Below are 18374 nucleotides of genomic sequence, written 5' to 3'. Positions count from 1 at the left end.
GGCAAGATAACGAAAAAAAGATGACTCCTCGCGGAGCCACCTTTGATCTTACTTATCTATCTTATTTAGGCTTGCAGCTTGCTCGGTTTGGCGGTAATCGTCAACTCATCTGAGGGAGGCTGATATTCCTTTGACCAATACTCGGCATTTGAAATACCTGCCTTCTCCGGGTCAAACACCGGGTCCAGCCCTTGCCTCTGCTGCTGTTCATAATCCTTAAGTACAAGAAGAGCAGGCTTGGCTAACAGAATCATAGCAATCAGATTCACCCAGAGCATAATACCGACCCCCATATCCCCCAGTGTCCACGCCAACGCCGATTCCTTGACGACCGTTCCATAGAACGTCGAACCCAGGATAACCAGCTTTAGAACGAACATGGGCCATTTGGCTTTACGGTCGGCAACCAGGTAGGCCATATTCGTTTCTGCGATGTAATAATAGGCGATAATGGTCGTAAAAGCGAAAAAGAACAAGGTAATTGACAGCAGACTCGAGCCAAAACCCGGAAATACTGATTCAATAGCAGCCTGTGTATATTGAGTTCCCTCTTCAACACCCGGGAGATGCTGCACAATAAAATCGCCACCAGGTCCCTTCACGTTGTACATACCTGTGAATAAGACCATAAAAGCCGTAGACGTACAGACTAAAAAGGTATCCACATACACGGAAAATGCCTGAACTAGCCCCTGTTTTGCGGGATGAGACACTTCCGCGGCTGCTGCCGGATGCGCACCTGAGCCTTGCCCGGCTTCGTTGGAGTAAATGCCCCGTTTTACGCCCCAGGCAATCGCCGTCCCTGCCATACCGCCAAACACAGAATCCACGCCAAAGGCACTGCGAAAAATCAGCGAAAATACATCGGGAAGCGCAGTAATATTCGTCATCATAATATAAAAAGAGACAAGGATGTAGCCAAGTGCCATAAACGGTATGACAACCTGAGCCACATTGGCAATCCTTTTTACACCTCCAAAAATGATAAGCGCCAGCAACACGACTACTACTATCCCGGAAACCTTCATATCCATGCCAAACGAGCTATGAAAAGCTACGGCAATAGAGTTCGATTGAGTTCCCGGCATCAGTAAACACATCGCGACCAACGCAGCAACCGCAAAAATGACGGCAAACCATTTAAAGCCTGTCCCTTTTTCAATATAAAAGGCCGGGCCGCCACGGTACTGACCATCGCGCTTTACCTTATATACCTGAGCCAGTGTGGATTCAACAAACGCAGTAGCCGATCCGATAAAAGCCATGACCCACATCCAAAATATCGCCCCGGGTCCACCCATACCGACTGCCAATGCAATCCCAGCAATATTCCCCGTCCCTACACGCCCCGATAGCGCCATCGTAAAGGCCTGAAAAGAGGATACACCTGCCTCTGAACTTTTCCCTTTAAATACTAGACGGATCATCTCTTTGAAATGCCTGATTTGTAGGAATCGAGTCATGATCGAAAATAATAGCCCCACACCCAAACAGACATATACCACAGGATTGCTCCAAATGACGCCGTTTATTGCCTCTGCCCACTGCTCTAACATTCCTTGTATTTCCCCCTGATCAATCAATTGATTTTCTAGTCTATGTTTTCAGAAAATTTGCATAATTACAAAAAATTATAGATTAGTTTTTACCCCCGTACAAGTTAATTTAATTGACATATTGTCAATTACAAGCGAGCTTACTGGCAACATAAAATGACGACAAAAAAGCTCTGATGATCCGGGAATGTGGACCATCAGAGCTCTATTCTTAAGACATCAGGCGATGCCCTCTTTCTCATTTAAAGCACTAGACAATTTCAATAGTGGGGACTGCTCCGTTACCTCTCCTTGAGCGATTGGTAGGATCTCAACATATTGGGAAGAGTTTGTAATGATAACTGGCGTAATCGTAGGATAACCCTCTGCCCTGATTTGCTCAACATCAAACTCAAGCAGTAGATCCCCAGCTTTTACCTCGTCGCCTTCTTTGATATGGGAAGTAAAATATTTACCGTCAAGCTTGACTGTATCTACTCCAACATGAATCAAAACTTCTGCGCCATGGGGTGAAACAATCGCAAGCGCATGTTTTTTCTTGAACGCCACGGTAATGGTTCCGTCGAATGGGGCTACGACTCTGCCCGTTGTCGGTTGGATGGCAATACCTTTGCCCATAGCCTCTGAAGCAAATGCAGGATCTGGAACTTCTGTTAGAGCTACCACAGTTCCTTCAATCGGGCTAAGTACCTCTTCATTAGAAACATCGGTTGGTGAGGTTGATTCATTAGCCGAATTGTCGGTGGTTTCTTCCGCTTCGACCGGGTCCTCAAATCCTAAAATATAGGTCAAAATTGCCGACACCAGGAATGAAACCGTAATCCCTAAAATCAATCCCGGGAATCCTTGTCCACCGGGGCCGTAAAAGATCGGCAAGGTCAGCAATCCAGGTGCGCCGGAGGCAAATGCTTGCGTTCCTGCTTGACCGATAATGGCACCACCGACGGCACCGCCGATAATACCTGCAATAAACGGACGTTTCAGTGGCAGCGTAACCCCATAAACTGCTGGCTCCGTGATGCCGAATAAAGCGGTCAGTGTGGCGGAACCCGCCAAAGTTTTCAGCTTCTTATTTTTGGTTTTCAGCATAACACCAAACGAAGCGCCGGTTTGAGCAAAGATGGAAGCCGCAGCGGAAGGTTTGATTCCGTCTCTGCCATTCACAGCAATATTATTAATGAATACAGGTACAAGACCCCAGTGAACACCGAAAATAACGAGCAGCTGCCAGCAAGCACCAAGGATTGCTCCAGCCAGCAACGGACTAAAGCTAAATGCAGCAACGAGTGCAGTAGCGATCGCGTTGCCCACATACACCCCGACTGGACCAAACACGATCAGGGTTAGAGGAAGCATAATTACGAGTAGAATCAAAGGTGTAATAAAGTTTTTGACGCTCTCATGGATCACTCGATTGCACCATTTTTCCAGCTTACTCATGACGATGACGGCTAAAATGATCGGAATAACGGTAGATGAATAACTCATCATAACAATAGGAATACCGAAAAAGTCCGTAGGTGTACCTTCCGTTTTTAGCGTGACAATGGTCGGGTAAAGCAACCCTCCGGCAATGGTCAGGGCAACGAAGATATTACCTCCGAATTTCCGTGCCGTTGTAACCGCTAACAAGAGAGGAAGAAAATAAAACAAACTGTCGGCCGCAGCATACAAAATCATATAGGTAGTGTCTTTCGGTAGCAACCAGCCGAGGTTGCTCGCAATCAGCAGCAGACCTTTCAGAATACCGGACCCCGCCATAACTCCGAGCAACGGTGCAAAAATGCTGGAAATTACGTCGATTACGGCGCCAAATCCTTTGTTGCCTTTAGCTGAATGATCTTCTTTTCCAGTTTCATTCAAAATATTGGATACTTTGCCGATTTCATTATATACCTCTGGTACTTTGTTGCCGACTACAACCTGGAACTGACCACCGCTCTGCTTTACCGTGATAATTCCATCGGTTTTTTCCAGCTTTCCCTTGTCTGCTTTTGCCTCATCTTTTAGCACAAAACGCAGGCGAGTAGCACAGTGAACGAGTGATATTACATTTTTTTCGCCACCTACCAGGTGTACAATTTCCTTAGCCAGTTTTTCATAACTCATGATGGACACCTCCATGTTCTAAGGGGCTTTTTACATATTTAGGCACACAAAAAACCTAAGCCTTGAAAAATGGTGGGCACTTTATTCCCGCAATTTTTCATGACTTAGGTTTTGCCTGCATAACCAGTAACAATCCCAGTTAAAACTTATTAAATTCCTGTTACTATCATAATATAATTAATCTACCATATTTGTCAACAAAAACTTTTAAACGTATATTTTTGATCCTTTTTCGTCGAAAAAAGTTCGACTTATCTATTCACCACCCGTTCAATATGCACGGTCAGATACAGCTTTTCTTCGTTCGTCAATTCGTGGTTGTATTCTTTTTGCACAAAAGCACCGATTTTCTCTGTGCAAGCAGCTGCTTCCTTGTGCTTTTCCTTAATCATGTCATACAAATGATCATAGTTATTTTCATAGTGATTTCCCTTAAATACGCGCTGGGCGAAAAATTTCAGATGCGTAATAAAGCGGAAATAGCTCAGAGAGTCCTCGTCAAAATCGACCTTAAAATGATATTTTGCGATATTGATAATTTGTTGGATAAACTTCGTGATACTCATGGTCGTAATGACTTCCTCGTTCATTTCAGCATTCACGATGTGAATCGCAATATAAGCCGCTTCGTCCACAGGCAGTTCAATACCGAGCCTTTGTTTGATTTGCTCCAACGTTTTCAGACCAATCGCGAATTCTTCTTTATACAGCTGCTTGACTTCCCACAATAACGCGTTTTTGATTTCCAATCCTTCCCGGTATCTTTCAACAGCGAAATTGATATGATCGGTCAGCGAAACATAAATATTTTCGTTCAGCTTTCTGTTCAGATTATGCTTGGCATCATTAATGACTTCCTCCACAATCACGATCAAATCAAGCGGTACCTCACGCAACAACATTTTAAAGTTATCGGACGTCTGCTTGTTTTTCAGAGCAAATACCTTCTGAATTCTGGTTTCGTCTACTTTGTCTCCAGGCTTTTTCTTAAAAGCAATCCCCCGACCCATTACCACGAGTTCGGTACCGTCCGTCTGGTAGACGCTGATTACATTGTTGTTAATGACCTTTGCTATGTTCATCTCGATCCCCCGTTCCATATGCCAGCAAGAGCCACACATGCTCCATCCTCTTTATTGTAAACAGAAAAAAACCGAAGCACGCCAAATAAACAAGACTGTTACATCTTCTTATTTGTGGCTTAGGTTTTGCCTGCTACGCAGTAACAATCCTAAAAATGATGGAATTGCGTCAAGTATAGCCCGAAGAGGAACGATTGTCAACGCTTTCAATGAAGAAACGAAGATCGGAAATCCCCGTGAGCCCGGGACGTCCGATCCTATTTACTTATGGTACGATTATTCGCCCAGATTTTCGCCGTCGGAATGAATTACGTTTTTGTACCAGTGGAAGCTTTTCTTTTTAATACGTTTCAACGAACCGTTGCCTTCATTGTCACGGTCCACATAAATATAACCGTAGCGTTTTTTCATTTCTCCTGAGGAAGCGCTGACAATGTCAATAGGTCCCCAACTTGTGTAACCGATAATTTCGACTCCGTCTTGAAGAGCCTCACCCATTTCGGCAATATGCCGCTTGAGATAGTCGATCCGGTAATCGTCGTTAACTTCTCCTTCGGGCGAAACCACATCATTGGCACCAAAACCGTTTTCCACTACGAACAGAGGCTTTTGGTAACGATCATGCAATTGGTTGGCTGTGATGCGGAATCCTTTTGGATCGATCGTCCAACCCCATTCGGACTTGTCCAGATATGGATTGGCCACAGAGCCAAACACATTGCCGCTGGTCATGTTCTTGACGATTTCCGGGTCTGTGCTGGTCGTCCGGCTTGAATAATAGCTGAATCCGATATAGTCAACGGTATGATCTTTCAGAATGGCTGCGTCGCCTGATTCCATCTCAATGTTTAATCCATGATCCTTGAAGAAGCGCTTCGCATAACCAGGATATTCGCCGCGTGACTGTACATCAATGAAGAAGTAGGACTCGCGGTCTTTTTCCATGCCCTGATACACATCTTCGGGATTACACGTATACGGATAGAAGCTGCCGGCAGCAAGCATACAACCAATCTTGGCATCCGGGATAATCTCGTGACACGCTTTTACAGCCAGCGCGCTTGCCACAAGCTGATGATGTGCAGCCTGATACTGAATTTGTTTAACGTTTTCACCTTCTTGAAAAACAAGACCGGCGCCGAGAAACGGCAAATGGAGAAGCATGTTAATCTCGTTGAACGTCATCCAGTATTTCACTTTATCCTTGTAGCGGGTGAATACTGTTTTAGCATAGGTTTCAAACAGGCCTACCAGCTTCCGGCTCCGCCAGCTTCCATATTTCTCGACCAGATCCACTGGCACGTCAAAATGAGCGAGGGTAACGACTGGCTGAATGCCATGTTTATGCAACTCGTCGAACAAATCATCGTAGAATTGCAAACCTGCTTCATTTGGAGTAGCGTCTTCTCCTGTTGGAAAAATACGAGCCCAGGCAATGGAAACACGCAGCGCCTTAAATCCCATTTCTGCAAATAGCTCAATATCCTCGCGATAGTGGTGATAAAAATCAATGGCTTCGTGGGAAGGATAGAATTCGCTTTCAAGTGGAGTCAGCGAAGGAACATTCCCTTTCATTATGTTTCTTCTCTTCTCTCCGGTAGGCAGCAGATCTACCAGACTCAATCCTTTACCGTCTTCCAAATAAGCACCCTCGGCCTGATTTGCAGCAAGAGCACCCCCCCATAGAAAATCTTTAGGAAAAATATAAGACATAAACATTCTCCTTCCAAATGTGTGATAAAAGGGATATCCGAGGGTAACAGATAATAAAAAAACCCAAACCGGCCTGTATACACTTACAGTGTAAACAAGCCAATTCAGGTTATGCCCTATCGGTAACATCCCATGAAAAGGTTATACGTATTTGATTGAAACTCTAACAAAGATTTGGCAACCTGTCAAATTCATTTGATTTAATAGCACGCAATTAACAAACCAACAGCATTATTTCAATCGTCTATTGAGTAATGAATAGAACCATGAAAAAACCAGATAAACGCCTTTACGAAAGATACCTGGCTGTTCGTCTTTGTCTGGAAGGGCACACGTTTTCAAAGATTGGTGATCTACTCAGTCGCTAATTTAAGATATTTTGTTGCAAGAAATTTAGAAAATCCCTTTGCATAGAGCCAAGAGGAATAATTTTTTTGATTATCTTGAACCTCCAGTGCTGTCCTTTAATGTTAAATGACCATATTGCAGAAGACAGATATATGGAATGATATTTTTGTTCTTGTAAATCAGCTACTTCAAATTCAACTTTTTCTACTACTTTAGATGAAAATAGATTGAGGAAAAGGATGACAATCCTATCATTATTTAGGAGTAATATAGCTCGACTTGTACAAGCCGAAAGACTTTGAGGAGTTGAATAGCAGATATGCATGTTAGACTCTCTATGTGGTTCAGTTAACTTATCCATAGTTTTTTTGTTAATGAATATCATAGTCAAATACCTTTCTATTGGTTACTACATAAACCGCAATTAAGATCACAACCTAACCAGTAGCCGACCAATTGTTTCTAGCGGTTGTTCATTGATTCGTTTCATAAACCGGCCGGCATGAACTTAATCTTAAACTTCTTAAAAAACACGTTAACCACCGCATTGGATTTAAGTCACAGCCATAGCCCCGTGTTCATTCTCTTAGTTTCGTTGTCTCATCGCCTCAAATAATAGCACCGTAGAAGCCATCGCTGCGTTCAGTGATTCCGCTTGCCCCTGCATCGGAATGAATACCGACTCATCCACCATGCGCGCGGTAGCAGCAGAAATACCTTGGCCTTCGTTTCCGATCACAAGCCAAGTGGAAACACGCAAATCTATGGTATAGCATGACAAGCTCGCATCCAGCGAGGTGCTGATCAGTCGGGCACCTTTGCTTTTGGCCTGTGGTAAAAGCTCCTCCAGACTGCCTTCAACCACTGGCAGGTGAAACAACGATCCCATCGTGGAGCGGATCGTTTTGGGATTGTACAGGTCGGCGCAGCCATGACCTAATATTACGCCTGCGGCTCCAGCAGCGTCCGCGCTGCGGATGATGGTGCCTACATTGCCGGGGTCTTGCACCCCGTCCAGCACCATCACCAGTGCATCCGGCTGCTCCAGCAATGCCGAGAATGCGCTGCGCTCCTCCTTACGCACGATGGCAAAGACCGACTGCGGCGTCTTCGTATCGGTGCATTTTGCAATGACCGCCGCTGACACGGGAACCCATTCCACTGGCTGGTCGGCTGGATCCAGGCCATTCAGCTCGGCGGGAATGCCCTTGTCCAAATCATAGGCGACGGTTTCGATAGCCGCGTCCGAACGCAGCGCTTCCTGCACCAGATGAATACCCTCGACTATATATTTATGCTGCCGTGTGCGATGCTTTTTCTCCAGCAGTTGCGCCCACTCTTTTACACGCGCATTATTTGGTGAAATGATTTCCATTCGTTTAACCTTCCGTTTCTGTGTCCGTTTCTATAAAAATAAATGATGTTTCACTTGTACTTGAACATCAGCCTTCATTAGGCTGCAAATGCCAGCTCCAGCTTGGTCAGATCATCCTTGTGGCCCACAATGACCAGTATATCACCCGGCTCCAGACGATCTTCGGCATAAGGCGAAATGTTCATTTCCTGATTTCTGCGAATCGCCATCACATTGCACCCGAAGCGTGCACGTATGTCTAGCTCCTTCAGATTTTTGCCAATCATGGAATCGGCGGCTCTCATCTCCAAAATACTGTAGTCCTTGGACAGTTCGATATAATCCAAAATGTTAGGAGATGTCAAATGATGGGCTACCCGTAGCCCCATATCCCGTTCAGGATAAACGACTTTATCCGCACCTATTTTTTGCAGCACTTTCCCGTGCAATTCATTTTGTGCCTTGACCACAAGGGCTGGTACGCCCATGTCCTTGAGAATCAATGTCGTCAGAATACTGGCCTGTATATCTTCGCCAATCGCAACTACGATGACGTCAAAATTACGGATACCCAGCGCTCGCAACGCTTCCTCATCCGTCGAGTCGGCAGACACCGCATGCGTCACAATATTCGACATTTCCTGTGTACGCTGCTCGTCCGAGTCAATAGCCAGCACATCAAAACCCATCTCACTCAGCGCACTGGCAACACTGGAACCAAAACGGCCCATGCCAATGACCGCATACTGTTTTTTTGCCATTCCTTCTTTACCTCCCGATCACCATACTGTCCGTCATAGTATAGCATATCATGCTGCAAACATAAATTTTGACATACTTATGCCAAATGCTTCTCCATGTATACTGGACAACAGCCCAAGCCATAATACATTCGACCACTACTACAACATACGGGAGGTACACATGCCCATTACAATGGATTTACGACAAGCAATTGTTCACAAAGTACACGGCAAATCAGAAGCTGATCTTACGGACATGATTATTGGGTCAGTGGACGGACCGGAGGCCGCTTTGCCTGGATTGGGTGTCATTCTTGAAATTGCTTGGAAGCATATGAGTCCAAACCAGCAGCACGATTTCGTCCATTTGGCACATGAACAAATCGATAAAATCAAACCCGTACCCTTAACCTAGCTCTAGCTATTTAACTTTTTGTTCCGATTTAATTGTGCTCATTATTTTACCCGTATTCGAAAATGAGAATAGTCCACTCGCATTAACATCGAGTGGACTATTCGTTGTATACACTAAATGACTGAGATCAAACAGTTCTGCATACTCAATCTTATGGAGCCATTTCCAAAAACTTAGCTGTCGGATTTTTCTCCATAGCCGTACGCATGGCATACTCGTTTTCGAACAAGGCAACATAATTGCCCTTCTTATCCTTTACCAGCGTAGAGTTAATACGGAACTTGCTCGGATCAATCTGATCATCCACAATCCAACGTGCAAATTGGAATGGCATACGCTGAAGCTGTACATCAACTCCATATTCACCCTTCATGCGATACTCAAATACTTCAAATTGCAGTTGACCGACAACACCTAGTAACGTATCGTCAAAGCTTACCGTACGGAACACCTGAATCATACCTTCCTCGGTCAACTGGTCAATACCCTTCAGATACTGCTTGTGCTTCAAGGCATTTTTCACCGTTACCTTGGCAAAAATCTCAGGCGAAAAGGTCGGCAATTCATCAAACACAACCTCGCTACCTTGGCTGAGTGAATCACCAATACGGAAAATACCCGGGTCAAACAATCCTATAATATCGCCAGGAAAAGCCTCCTCGACAATATCACGGTCCTGTGCCAGAAACTGTTGTGGCTGGGACAGCTTAATTTCCTTGCCCATCCGTACATGCTTAACACTCATCCCGCGTTGAAACTTACCGGAGACAATACGCAAAAATGCAATACGGTCACGGTGAGCCGGGTTCATGTTCGCTTGAATTTTAAATACATAACCGGTAAACTTTTCGTTTGTTGGCTCAATTTCCCCAGCTGTACTACGGCGCGGCTCCGGCTTAGGAGCAAGCTGAAGGAAGTTTTCCAAAAATGTTTGTACACCAAAATTATTAATCGCACTGCCGAAGAATACAGGTGTTAATTCTCCGCGTTGTACTTTTTCCATATCAAAAGGGTCACCCGCGACGTCAAGCAACTCCAAGTCTTGGCATAACTGGTCATGCAAATATTCGCCCGCCATCTCACGAATGATCGGATCATTGTAATCTTCCACTTTTTGTACTTTGATCGTGGAATGGTCATCTCCCTGAAACAGCTCGACCTGATTTTTGACACGGTCATAGACACCGCACAGCTCGCGTCCTGTACCAATCGGCCAATTCATAGGCACCGAACGGATGCCAAGCACCTGCTCCAGCTCCTCCATCAAATCAAAAGGACTGCGTCCCTCACGATCCAGTTTGTTAATGAAGGTGAAAATCGGAATTCCACGCTTCGCGCAAACTTGAAACAGCTTAATCGTTTGCGCTTCCACACCTTTCGCTACGTCAATCAGCATGACAGCACTATCTGCTGCTGTTAATGTACGATACGTGTCTTCACTGAAATCCTGGTGACCTGGGGTGTCCAGAATATTGATGCGGTGACCATTATAATCAAATTGCATTACTGAGGATGTTACAGAGATCCCCCGCTGTTTTTCAATCTCCATCCAGTCACTCGTGGCGTGTTTGCTTGCTTTACGCGCTTTAACTGAACCAGCAAGACGAATCGCGCCCCCGAACAGCAGCAGCTTTTCCGTCAGTGTCGTTTTACCCGCATCCGGGTGAGAAATAATCGCAAACGTACGCCGTTTGTCGACTTCCTGTTGAAGTATATCTGTTGTTTTACTCATTTCACATATCCCTTCATGATCAAATCCATTGCATTACTGCTCAAGCTATTCATAAAAAGGCCATGACGCACGCCTGTTTTCATAAGTTCATCGGCTCTATCAGCTATATTGCCGTTAGCTCCAGTATTCGGCGTACTCCGTTACCATATTCATTATAAATACGATCTATTTACATGTTTTAGCCTGCCTTTAACTTATAATCAGTTGCAAACTGAAAACCTGAGACTAAGCTATTATAGCACACTCCGAACGCAAAGCATCCCCTTACGTCCTGAACAGGACATAGGGGGATGCAGGACAAATCGGGATTACTGAACGCCGCCTACTCGCCAGATGACATTATCTTCATCCTGACCGCTAACCGGCCACCACTTGAAGCCATCCTGCTCCAATAGCTTGTGAGCACCTTCCGGTCCCCATGAGCCTGCAGCATAGGTTTCCAGCGTATCCGGGGTCTGCTGCCATGCCTTGGCGATTCGATCGACGAATCCCCATGCCGTGGCAACCTCATCCCAACGCGTGAAGTATGTCGAATCACCCTCAATCGCATCCATCAGCAATCGTTCATAAGCCTCCGGTGAGTTGATACCTACCATACAACTTTGGCAAAAATCCATAGCCAGTGGCTCAATATCTGATTCGGAACCAGGTTTCTTGGCATTGATTTTAATGTAAATGCCCTCCATTGGATTGACCCGAATCACGAGCAAGTTCGGCTCCAGCTTATGCTTTTGACCGAGGTACACGTTCGTTGGCATGCTCTTAAATTCCACAACAATCTCCGTTGTTTTTACAGGGAGACGTTTGCCCGTACGAATATAGAACGGTACGCCAGCCCAACGGAAATTATCAACAAACACGCGTGAAGCAAAATAAGTCTCTGTGTTCGACTGTGGATCAACCTTGTCTTCTTGGCGATACCCCGGCAACTGCTGTCCGCGATAACTGCCTTCGGTGTATTGACCACGCACCACATTGGTTTTCACATCCTCAGACTTTTCAAAAGGGCGCAGCGAACGCAGCACTTTTACCTTTTCATCACGGATATCCTCAGGCAACAAACGACTAGGTGGTTCCATCGCAATCATCGTTAGCATTTGCAACATATGGTTCTGTCCCATATCCCGCAAGGCGCCGGAATGATCGTAGTAACCTCCGCGTTCCTCCACCCCTACCGTTTCACTAAGCGTAATTTGCACATTGGCAATATGCTTATTATTCCACAGTGGTTCAAAGAAGGCGTTCGCGAAGCGGATTACCTCAATATTTTGTACCATTTCCTTGCCAAGATAGTGATCAATCCGATAAATTTCTTCTTCGGCAAATACCTCTCGTATTTCAACGTTCAATTCTTGTGCAGATTCGAGGTTATAACCGAATGGCTTCTCAATTACTAGGCGATTCCATCCTTTTCCATCCATCATGCCGCCATCTTTCAAGCTCTTCGACACGCTTCCGAATAATTCAGGAGCCAAGGCCAAATAAAACAACCGATTTCCCGGTATGTTAAACTTGCTTTCTATAGACTCCGTCTGCTGTCTCAGCTCATGGAACCCTTCGACATTGTTGATATCCAGCGATTTATATTCAAAATGCTCGGCAAATGCCTGCCATTCTTGATCATTTTCTGCTTTGTAGCGACTAAACTCCTGTATAGAAGCGTATAGGTCATTACGGAATTCTTCCTCAGTGCGAGGACGCCTTGCTACACCAATAACGGCAAAATCTTCAGCAAGCTTGCCTTCGCGGTACAAGCTGTAAATAGCAGGAAAAAGCTTACGACGAGCCAAATCGCCCGTAGCGCCAAAAATAAACAGAACTGCGCCTTGCGTCACAACAGATTCTTTAGCAGGTATGTCAGCCATGAAGTACCTCATTCTTCCCATGTCAAGATTCCGCAATCCACAATCCCCGAAATCCGCATGTAGTATTGTGTATATTTATACAAGATCATACTTGATTTTCGAAAAACATGGAACTAAAGATTTGATGATATTTTATCATATCCTACATGGATAAGCTATCCGATGAATCATAAATTTACCTTATAAGTCAGTATTCAATCGTGATGAGCGGGAAACCGAGCGTTATACGTGTATCCTGCTGCTCCCTATCTTCATGTACAGCCATCTGCATCTGGACCTGATGCTCACCGCTTTGAATCATTAACGGCAGCTCTGGAGCTTCATAGGATATAGCCACAGTAGTCGCATCAGTATACCTTTCTTTGGCCTGCATGAAGATGTTCTCTGCTAAGCTCGCCTCTGTCAGTTTCAACAGTTGATCTTTGGATTCCTTTGTATGCAGCGAACGCTGAAGGGCTGTGTTCCACTGCGCTTGAATCCCCATAGATTTTAATTGCTCAGCACAAAGCTTATGAAGCTGAATCAACCGCTCACGTCCTGCATTGTTGCTCTCCAGTTGAACAACTACATACCATTGTCCAGTTTGACGTTCCATCACATTTAAGCGGATTCTTAGATCCTCACTATGACGAACAGAACGATAAACCGTGTGTCCATTTTCTACGAGTTTGTTTACTGTGGGTATATTCAGCTGATCAGCTATCTGTGCCGCCACATCTGCTGGCTCTTCATGGTTAGAAATCCAATCGCCTTGCCACTTCACAACTAGCTTATCCAACGTACCCGGGGCCTGGTCCGAGATGATTAACAATGAACGTAAAGCCGTTTCTGCTTCGCGGGAATCATATCGGTTTGTCTGAGAGGTTTCGTAGCGCCAGCCAGTCAGTACCAACACCGTTCCTAATACCAAAATTGCAATAATCCCCTTTTTAATCAGCTCTGCTTTTAACATTATCGTTCCCCCCGCTCCACAACCATCCGATTCCCACACCTACGCTCTGGTTACTTTCTTTTTCAGCTGGATTGAAATCTATGAATCTATCAATAGCATTCCCGTTGTCAGAGGTTTTATACACACAGCAATACGGCAAAGCCCTTCTAAAATATTCATCTGCCTACTGGGTATTCGACCATACATCGTAGGCACCGTAAGAATAGACTATGATCACAATGCATCTTACACCAAAAGAGGTGAAATCATGTTTCCGATTTATCCTGTAAATGAAGCCAATGTGGCACCTCATGGTGGACGTCTGGTCTGTGCCGTTATGCGTGATGGTACACGACACATCGGCATCTTAAGTGGGTGTAGCAAAGGCAAGCTGATGTTGAACGGATATCCACCCTCCTTTCCTGGCAGTCTCTATGCCGGGAGCTACAGTAACAAAGGAAAACAAGCCCCAAAAAAGATTTCCTCTAAAAAGAAAAAAAGGAACCCTAAAAACAAAGTTCATACCTCTGCCAAACTAAATGCCTTAATTAAGCCGCCCAACACACCTCTGAGTCCATCCTTCCCTTATGACTCAGGCGGATTTGCTGGAAATGGCTATAGTAGTTATGGAAATGGCAGAGCAGGCTATCGCAGTGGGTACGGGGGATATGGATACGGGGCAGGGCTTGCACTAGATCTGGCTTTAATCGCCTTTTTATTCCTCCTGATCTAAACACCTTGTTATGGAACACAAAAAAACCGGAGGACTATTGTCGTCTCCGGTTTTTTTGTATTCGTTTATTCTACATTCTACTCTGCTAATCCGTTCTTATAAGCATAGATCGCCGCCTGTGTACGGTCTTCTACTCCTAATTTAGCGAGAAGGTTCGTGACATGGAATTTTACCGTCTTAATCCCGATAATCAGCTCATCTGCGATATCCTGGTTAGACTTCCCTTGTGCCAACAGGCGAAGCACCTCCATCTCGCGATCAGTCAGCTCCGTATGCGCGGGTGCCTCAGCCTGTGGCTGGCGGAATCGATTCATCATCTTGGAGGCCACCTGTGACTCTAGTACGGACTGTCCGCGTGCAGCTGCACGGATCGCATCCGCTATCTCGGAAGCACGAGACGTTTTGAGCAAATAGCTGAATGCCCCTGCCTCAATGACCGGATACATTTTCTCATCGTCCAAATAACTCGTCAGCACAATCACCTTGGTCTCTGGAAGCAGGCGAGTCACTTGGCGTGTCGTTTCGATGCCATCCATGCCATCCATGACCAGATCCATCAAAATCACATTTGGCTTGTATTCAGAAGCCAACCGTATGCCTTCTTCTCCGCTTCCGGCCTCGCCGACCACTTCAATACCTTCTTCCGTCCCCAGCACCGCCGCAAGACCAATCCGTACCATTTCATGGTCGTCTACCAGCAGTACGCTAATCGGTAATTCCGTTTCCATGATCATCGTTCCTTCCGCTTTCATCATTAATAACTGGCACGGACACCTCGATCCGTGTTCCTTTTCCTGGAGCGGTTATATACTGAATAGCTCCCCCAATTTCACTGACCCGCTCCTGCATCGTAGATAATCCATATGAAGTCTGCTTTTTCTCATCCAGTTCAAAACCAATACCGTTATCCCGAATCGTCAGTCTGATGGAATCCGGGCGTTGCACGATACGAATTTCCATGCGGGTTGCTTTAGCATGGCGCAATGTATTAGACATCGCTTCCTGAACAATACGAAACAAGTGGTTCTCAATGCCTTTAACCAACTGTACTCCGCTTTCAATCTCAAAATCAATCTCCATCGGTACCTTTGCCTGCAACTCCTGTACCAGATCACGCAAACCCTGCTCAAGCCGTTTTCCTTCCAGATAGACAGGCCGCAGATGAAGTAGTAACGCCCGCATTTCGGATTGTGCCACGGAAGACATTTCTTCAATTAGCGCAACTTGACGCTGCGCTTTATCAAAATCCTTATCCAGCGTCCTCCCCACAGCCGTCGCCGTCATTGAAATAGCAAATAATTGCTGTGATACGGCGTCATGCAACTCTCTGGCCAGCCGCTGCCGCTCCTCCACAATCGCAGTCATCCGTGCCTGTTCTGCCAACTGAGCATTATCCGTGGATAAGCGTTGTAAAGACGTAACTTGTTCCTGCCATTTACGCCCAATCCGTTCCAGCTGCTCTCCCAGCCTGCCAAGCTCATCATGCCCTAGGGGCGGCAACTCACGTGCAGGGGTTCCCTTTTCCCACATCAGCAACGTCTCTCTCAACATTTCCAGTCTGCTTTTAAAGCGGTAGCTTTCATAAAATCCGTACATTGCCCCTGTACCAATCAACACCAGTATAACGGCTCCTGCAACTTTCAATATCATTCCCCAGGTTGGGAACGACTTCACATATCCATATGTATACAGCATATAAAAGACAACTACGCCCACAACAACACACAGGAGGATACCTTCACCCATACTGCGGGTTACCATGTTGGACGTTTTTTTATGATTCATCCCGGCTCCTCCTGATTCAATAAAATCGGACGCGGACATCGCCCGCCAAGTAAGAAACGACAAACTTCACTTTGTACTCACTCTGCTCAAAATGGGGAGACTTCCAAACCAGTCGATTGAGCATCCCCGCCTCATGATCCCGGTCAAACTGAATCTGTCCGAACAATATGAACATCTCCACCTCTACACCGTAATTATCCGGTAGCGTGATGTCAATATCACCGAAGATCCCCTGCAAAAATATGACGGGTTCACGTTCCTCTGGGAGAGCCAACGTCAGGTCGGCATCCACGTCCCCAACCACATGCCATATGCTTGTGCTGCGCAGGCTCCAAGGCACTTCATCCCATTTATGATTGGATATAAAATTGTGCTTGAATATGGAGCTTTGACCTTTATGCAGCTTCCTTGAACGTGAATAGAATACAGCTAATGATGCTAGTGTAACTACCACAAACAGGAACAAATGATCCAGCACTAACAATCCAGCACCAATCGCGAGCATCGTGTAACCCTTTTTGATTTTGGAATTGCGGATCTTATATATTCCGGCCAACATTAGGATCAGTGCAACCACGGAGAGGAACCCAATCCACTGACCGAATAAAATGATAATCCCGATGCCAATCCCTGCCAGTGCCAAGGCTGATTTTTTTCTCTCCATGCTGCACCCCCTTTTGTTTATACAGGACGGAAAAGCCATAGTGGCGCGACATTCCGCCATATGGCTTTCCCGGACCATACAGATTGAGCACGATCATCGACCAATGTCCATTCCATACAGCATATCATAATGTCTTGTTTCCGAGTAGTCAGTCCTTCTTCATATCGACTGGTTTAGCACCTGTCTGAATTTTGGACTTAAGCTGTTGAAGCTGCTCATCCACTTTAAACTGTTTTTCAGCCTCAGCTGGATTAATATATGCTTCTCCTGGGGCTTGACGGTAAGGAGCACGCAGTACGTCAGCTTCAGCTTCCATTTGCATGATTTTTTCTTCCATACGGTGGAAGCCCAATGAAGCAGACCCACTTTCAATCGTGTGCAAACTATTGATTTGAGACATTTGCTTTTTGGCTTTCGCCATTTGAGCACGGGATACCAACTCATTGCGCTTGTTGCGCATTTTATAGAATTCATCTTTCATGTCGTGAAGCTGCTGTACCAATTCTTTTGCTTGAAGCTCAGCTTGTGTATGCAAGTCGCGGTATTCGTCCTGCTTCTGCACAAAATAAATCTTCTCTCCCAACAGCTTGCGCGCTACTTCTTCCTGACCATTTCGTAATGCGGATTCAGCTTGCTTCTCACGCTCATTGGATACACGCACCGCTTCCTCCAAACGCTGTTTCATACGACGTTCATTCGCCATTTGCTTGGCAACCGTTACCTCAGCCTCGTGAATTTCCGCCTCCATATCGCGCAAATATTGATTCAACATAATAATCGGATCTTCCACTTTATCCAACACTTCATTCACCGATGCTCTTGTCATATCCTTCATTCTTTTAAAGATCCCCATTATTTACGATCTCCCTTCTCAAATTGCTCTACTTTTTTGCGTAACTCTGCTAATTCTTTTTTCATTGCCTTTTTCTCGATATCTTCCATCATGGAATCCAGGTCACTGTTCTGACCTGTGTTAAATTTAGATGAGTTGCGGGCATCTTGCCCAAAAAACGGGTTCGAATTGCCATATGCACCGCCCTGGTTGTAACCAGTTCCTTGCCCATACTGCGATCTTGTATTGTTACTGCCATAATAGCGTGGATCCTGTTGATTGTAGGGTCCGCTGTCAGGGCCAAATCCTCCATCAAAAGGAGATCTCGGCTCCTTGGAGATAACCAGTGCCGCAATCACATAAATCATAAATGTGGTTCCTGCTGTAATAAAGAAACTGATCACAACCAGAATACGAATCCATGTTGAGTCCATTCCTGTTGCGTCAGAAAGACCGCCACATACACCTGTTATTACTCTATCCCGGCTTGATCTGTAAATTCGGGTCATTAT

At 45.5% G+C, this 18374-nt stretch carries 15 protein-coding genes and 1 pseudogene; 2 read left to right on the top strand and 14 right to left on the bottom strand.

Annotated elements, in window-relative coordinates; genetic code table 11:
* Nucleotides 1-65: 65 nt before the first annotated feature.
* The 6 genes and pseudogenes from ACQW03_RS16075 to ACQW03_RS16050 all read right to left on the bottom strand — a co-directional run.
* Nucleotides 66-1556 (bottom strand): alanine/glycine:cation symporter family protein, encoded by a 1491-nt coding sequence (locus tag ACQW03_RS16075; RefSeq protein ID WP_441950568.1) that lies wholly within the window; start codon nucleotides 1554-1556, stop codon nucleotides 66-68.
* Nucleotides 1557-1775: 219 nt separating this feature from the next.
* Nucleotides 1776-3665: a beta-glucoside-specific PTS transporter subunit IIABC gene (locus ACQW03_RS16070; RefSeq protein WP_441950567.1), complete on the bottom strand. Its 1890-nt coding sequence runs from the start codon at nucleotides 3663-3665 to the stop codon at nucleotides 1776-1778.
* A 251-nt stretch (nucleotides 3666-3916) separates the two neighbouring features.
* Nucleotides 3917-4747: a BglG family transcription antiterminator LicT gene (gene licT / locus ACQW03_RS16065; RefSeq protein WP_023990227.1), complete on the bottom strand. Its 831-nt coding sequence runs from the start codon at nucleotides 4745-4747 to the stop codon at nucleotides 3917-3919.
* A gap of 276 nt (nucleotides 4748-5023) precedes the next feature.
* Nucleotides 5024-6460, bottom strand: a complete 1437-nt coding sequence (locus ACQW03_RS16060) for a 6-phospho-beta-glucosidase (RefSeq protein WP_441950564.1) — start codon at nucleotides 6458-6460, stop codon at nucleotides 5024-5026.
* Nucleotides 6461-7394: 934 nt separating this feature from the next.
* Nucleotides 7395-8183 carry a TrmH family RNA methyltransferase gene (locus ACQW03_RS16055; protein WP_441950562.1) on the bottom strand — a complete coding sequence of 263 codons (789 nt, stop codon included), beginning with the start codon at nucleotides 8181-8183 and terminating at the stop codon, nucleotides 7395-7397.
* A 77-nt stretch (nucleotides 8184-8260) separates the two neighbouring features.
* Nucleotides 8261-8926 (bottom strand): annotated as a pseudogene (locus tag ACQW03_RS16050) (potassium channel family protein); the annotation flags it as partial.
* 160 nt (nucleotides 8927-9086) lie between these two features.
* Between ACQW03_RS16050 and ACQW03_RS16045 the strand changes: the two are divergent.
* On the top strand, nucleotides 9087-9320 hold the full coding sequence (locus tag ACQW03_RS16045) for a small acid-soluble spore protein SspI (RefSeq protein ID WP_016819939.1): 234 nt from the start codon (nucleotides 9087-9089) through the stop codon (nucleotides 9318-9320).
* Between the two features lie 151 nt (nucleotides 9321-9471).
* Here ACQW03_RS16045 and ACQW03_RS16040 read toward each other — a convergent pair whose 3' ends face one another.
* The 3 genes from ACQW03_RS16040 to ACQW03_RS16030 form a co-directional block, all read right to left on the bottom strand.
* Nucleotides 9472-11052 (bottom strand): peptide chain release factor 3, encoded by a 1581-nt coding sequence (locus ACQW03_RS16040; RefSeq protein ID WP_013311888.1) that lies wholly within the window; start codon nucleotides 11050-11052, stop codon nucleotides 9472-9474.
* A gap of 308 nt (nucleotides 11053-11360) precedes the next feature.
* Nucleotides 11361-12917 (bottom strand): glucose-6-phosphate dehydrogenase, encoded by a 1557-nt coding sequence (gene zwf, locus ACQW03_RS16035; RefSeq protein WP_220030181.1) that lies wholly within the window; start codon nucleotides 12915-12917, stop codon nucleotides 11361-11363.
* Nucleotides 12918-13104: 187 nt separating this feature from the next.
* Nucleotides 13105-13869 carry a YwmB family TATA-box binding protein gene (locus ACQW03_RS16030; RefSeq protein ID WP_441950559.1) on the bottom strand — a complete coding sequence of 255 codons (765 nt, stop codon included), beginning with the start codon at nucleotides 13867-13869 and terminating at the stop codon, nucleotides 13105-13107.
* A 247-nt stretch (nucleotides 13870-14116) separates the two neighbouring features.
* Between ACQW03_RS16030 and ACQW03_RS16025 the strand changes: the two genes are divergently transcribed.
* Entirely contained in the window at nucleotides 14117-14581 is a 465-nt protein-coding gene (locus tag ACQW03_RS16025) for a hypothetical protein (protein ID WP_441950557.1), read from the top strand.
* 77 nt (nucleotides 14582-14658) lie between these two features.
* Here the strand turns inward: ACQW03_RS16025 and ACQW03_RS16020 are convergent, their stop codons facing one another.
* The 5 genes from ACQW03_RS16020 to ACQW03_RS16000 all read right to left on the bottom strand — a co-directional run bounded on the left by ACQW03_RS16020 (nucleotide 14659) and on the right by ACQW03_RS16000 (nucleotide 18371).
* The gene (locus ACQW03_RS16020) at nucleotides 14659-15309 is read right to left on the bottom strand and encodes a response regulator (protein WP_013372995.1); all 651 of its coding nucleotides are present in this window, start codon (nucleotides 15307-15309) and stop codon (nucleotides 14659-14661) included.
* Entirely contained in the window at nucleotides 15287-16366 is a 1080-nt protein-coding gene (locus ACQW03_RS16015; protein WP_023990236.1) for a sensor histidine kinase, read from the bottom strand. The genes ACQW03_RS16020 and ACQW03_RS16015 overlap by 23 nt, the downstream gene beginning before the upstream one ends.
* Nucleotides 16367-16382: 16 nt before the next feature.
* Entirely contained in the window at nucleotides 16383-17030 is a 648-nt protein-coding gene (gene liaF, locus ACQW03_RS16010) for a cell wall-active antibiotics response protein LiaF (RefSeq protein ID WP_076294256.1), read from the bottom strand.
* 148 nt (nucleotides 17031-17178) lie between these two features.
* The gene (locus ACQW03_RS16005) at nucleotides 17179-17883 is read right to left on the bottom strand and encodes a PspA/IM30 family protein (RefSeq protein WP_023990238.1); all 705 of its coding nucleotides are present in this window, start codon (nucleotides 17881-17883) and stop codon (nucleotides 17179-17181) included.
* The gene (locus ACQW03_RS16000) at nucleotides 17883-18371 is read right to left on the bottom strand and encodes a PspC domain-containing protein (protein ID WP_013311896.1); all 489 of its coding nucleotides are present in this window, start codon (nucleotides 18369-18371) and stop codon (nucleotides 17883-17885) included. Before ACQW03_RS16000 ends, ACQW03_RS16005 begins: the two co-directional genes overlap by 1 nt.
* Nucleotides 18372-18374 lie beyond the last annotated feature (3 nt).

It is taken from the genome of Paenibacillus sp. DRB1-1, assembly GCF_052119485.1.
GTDB classification, from domain to species: Bacteria; Bacillota; Bacilli; order Paenibacillales; family Paenibacillaceae; genus Paenibacillus; species Paenibacillus polymyxa_B.
The sequence above is the reverse complement of the archived record's forward strand: the minus strand, read 5'-3'. Positions and strand labels throughout refer to the sequence as shown.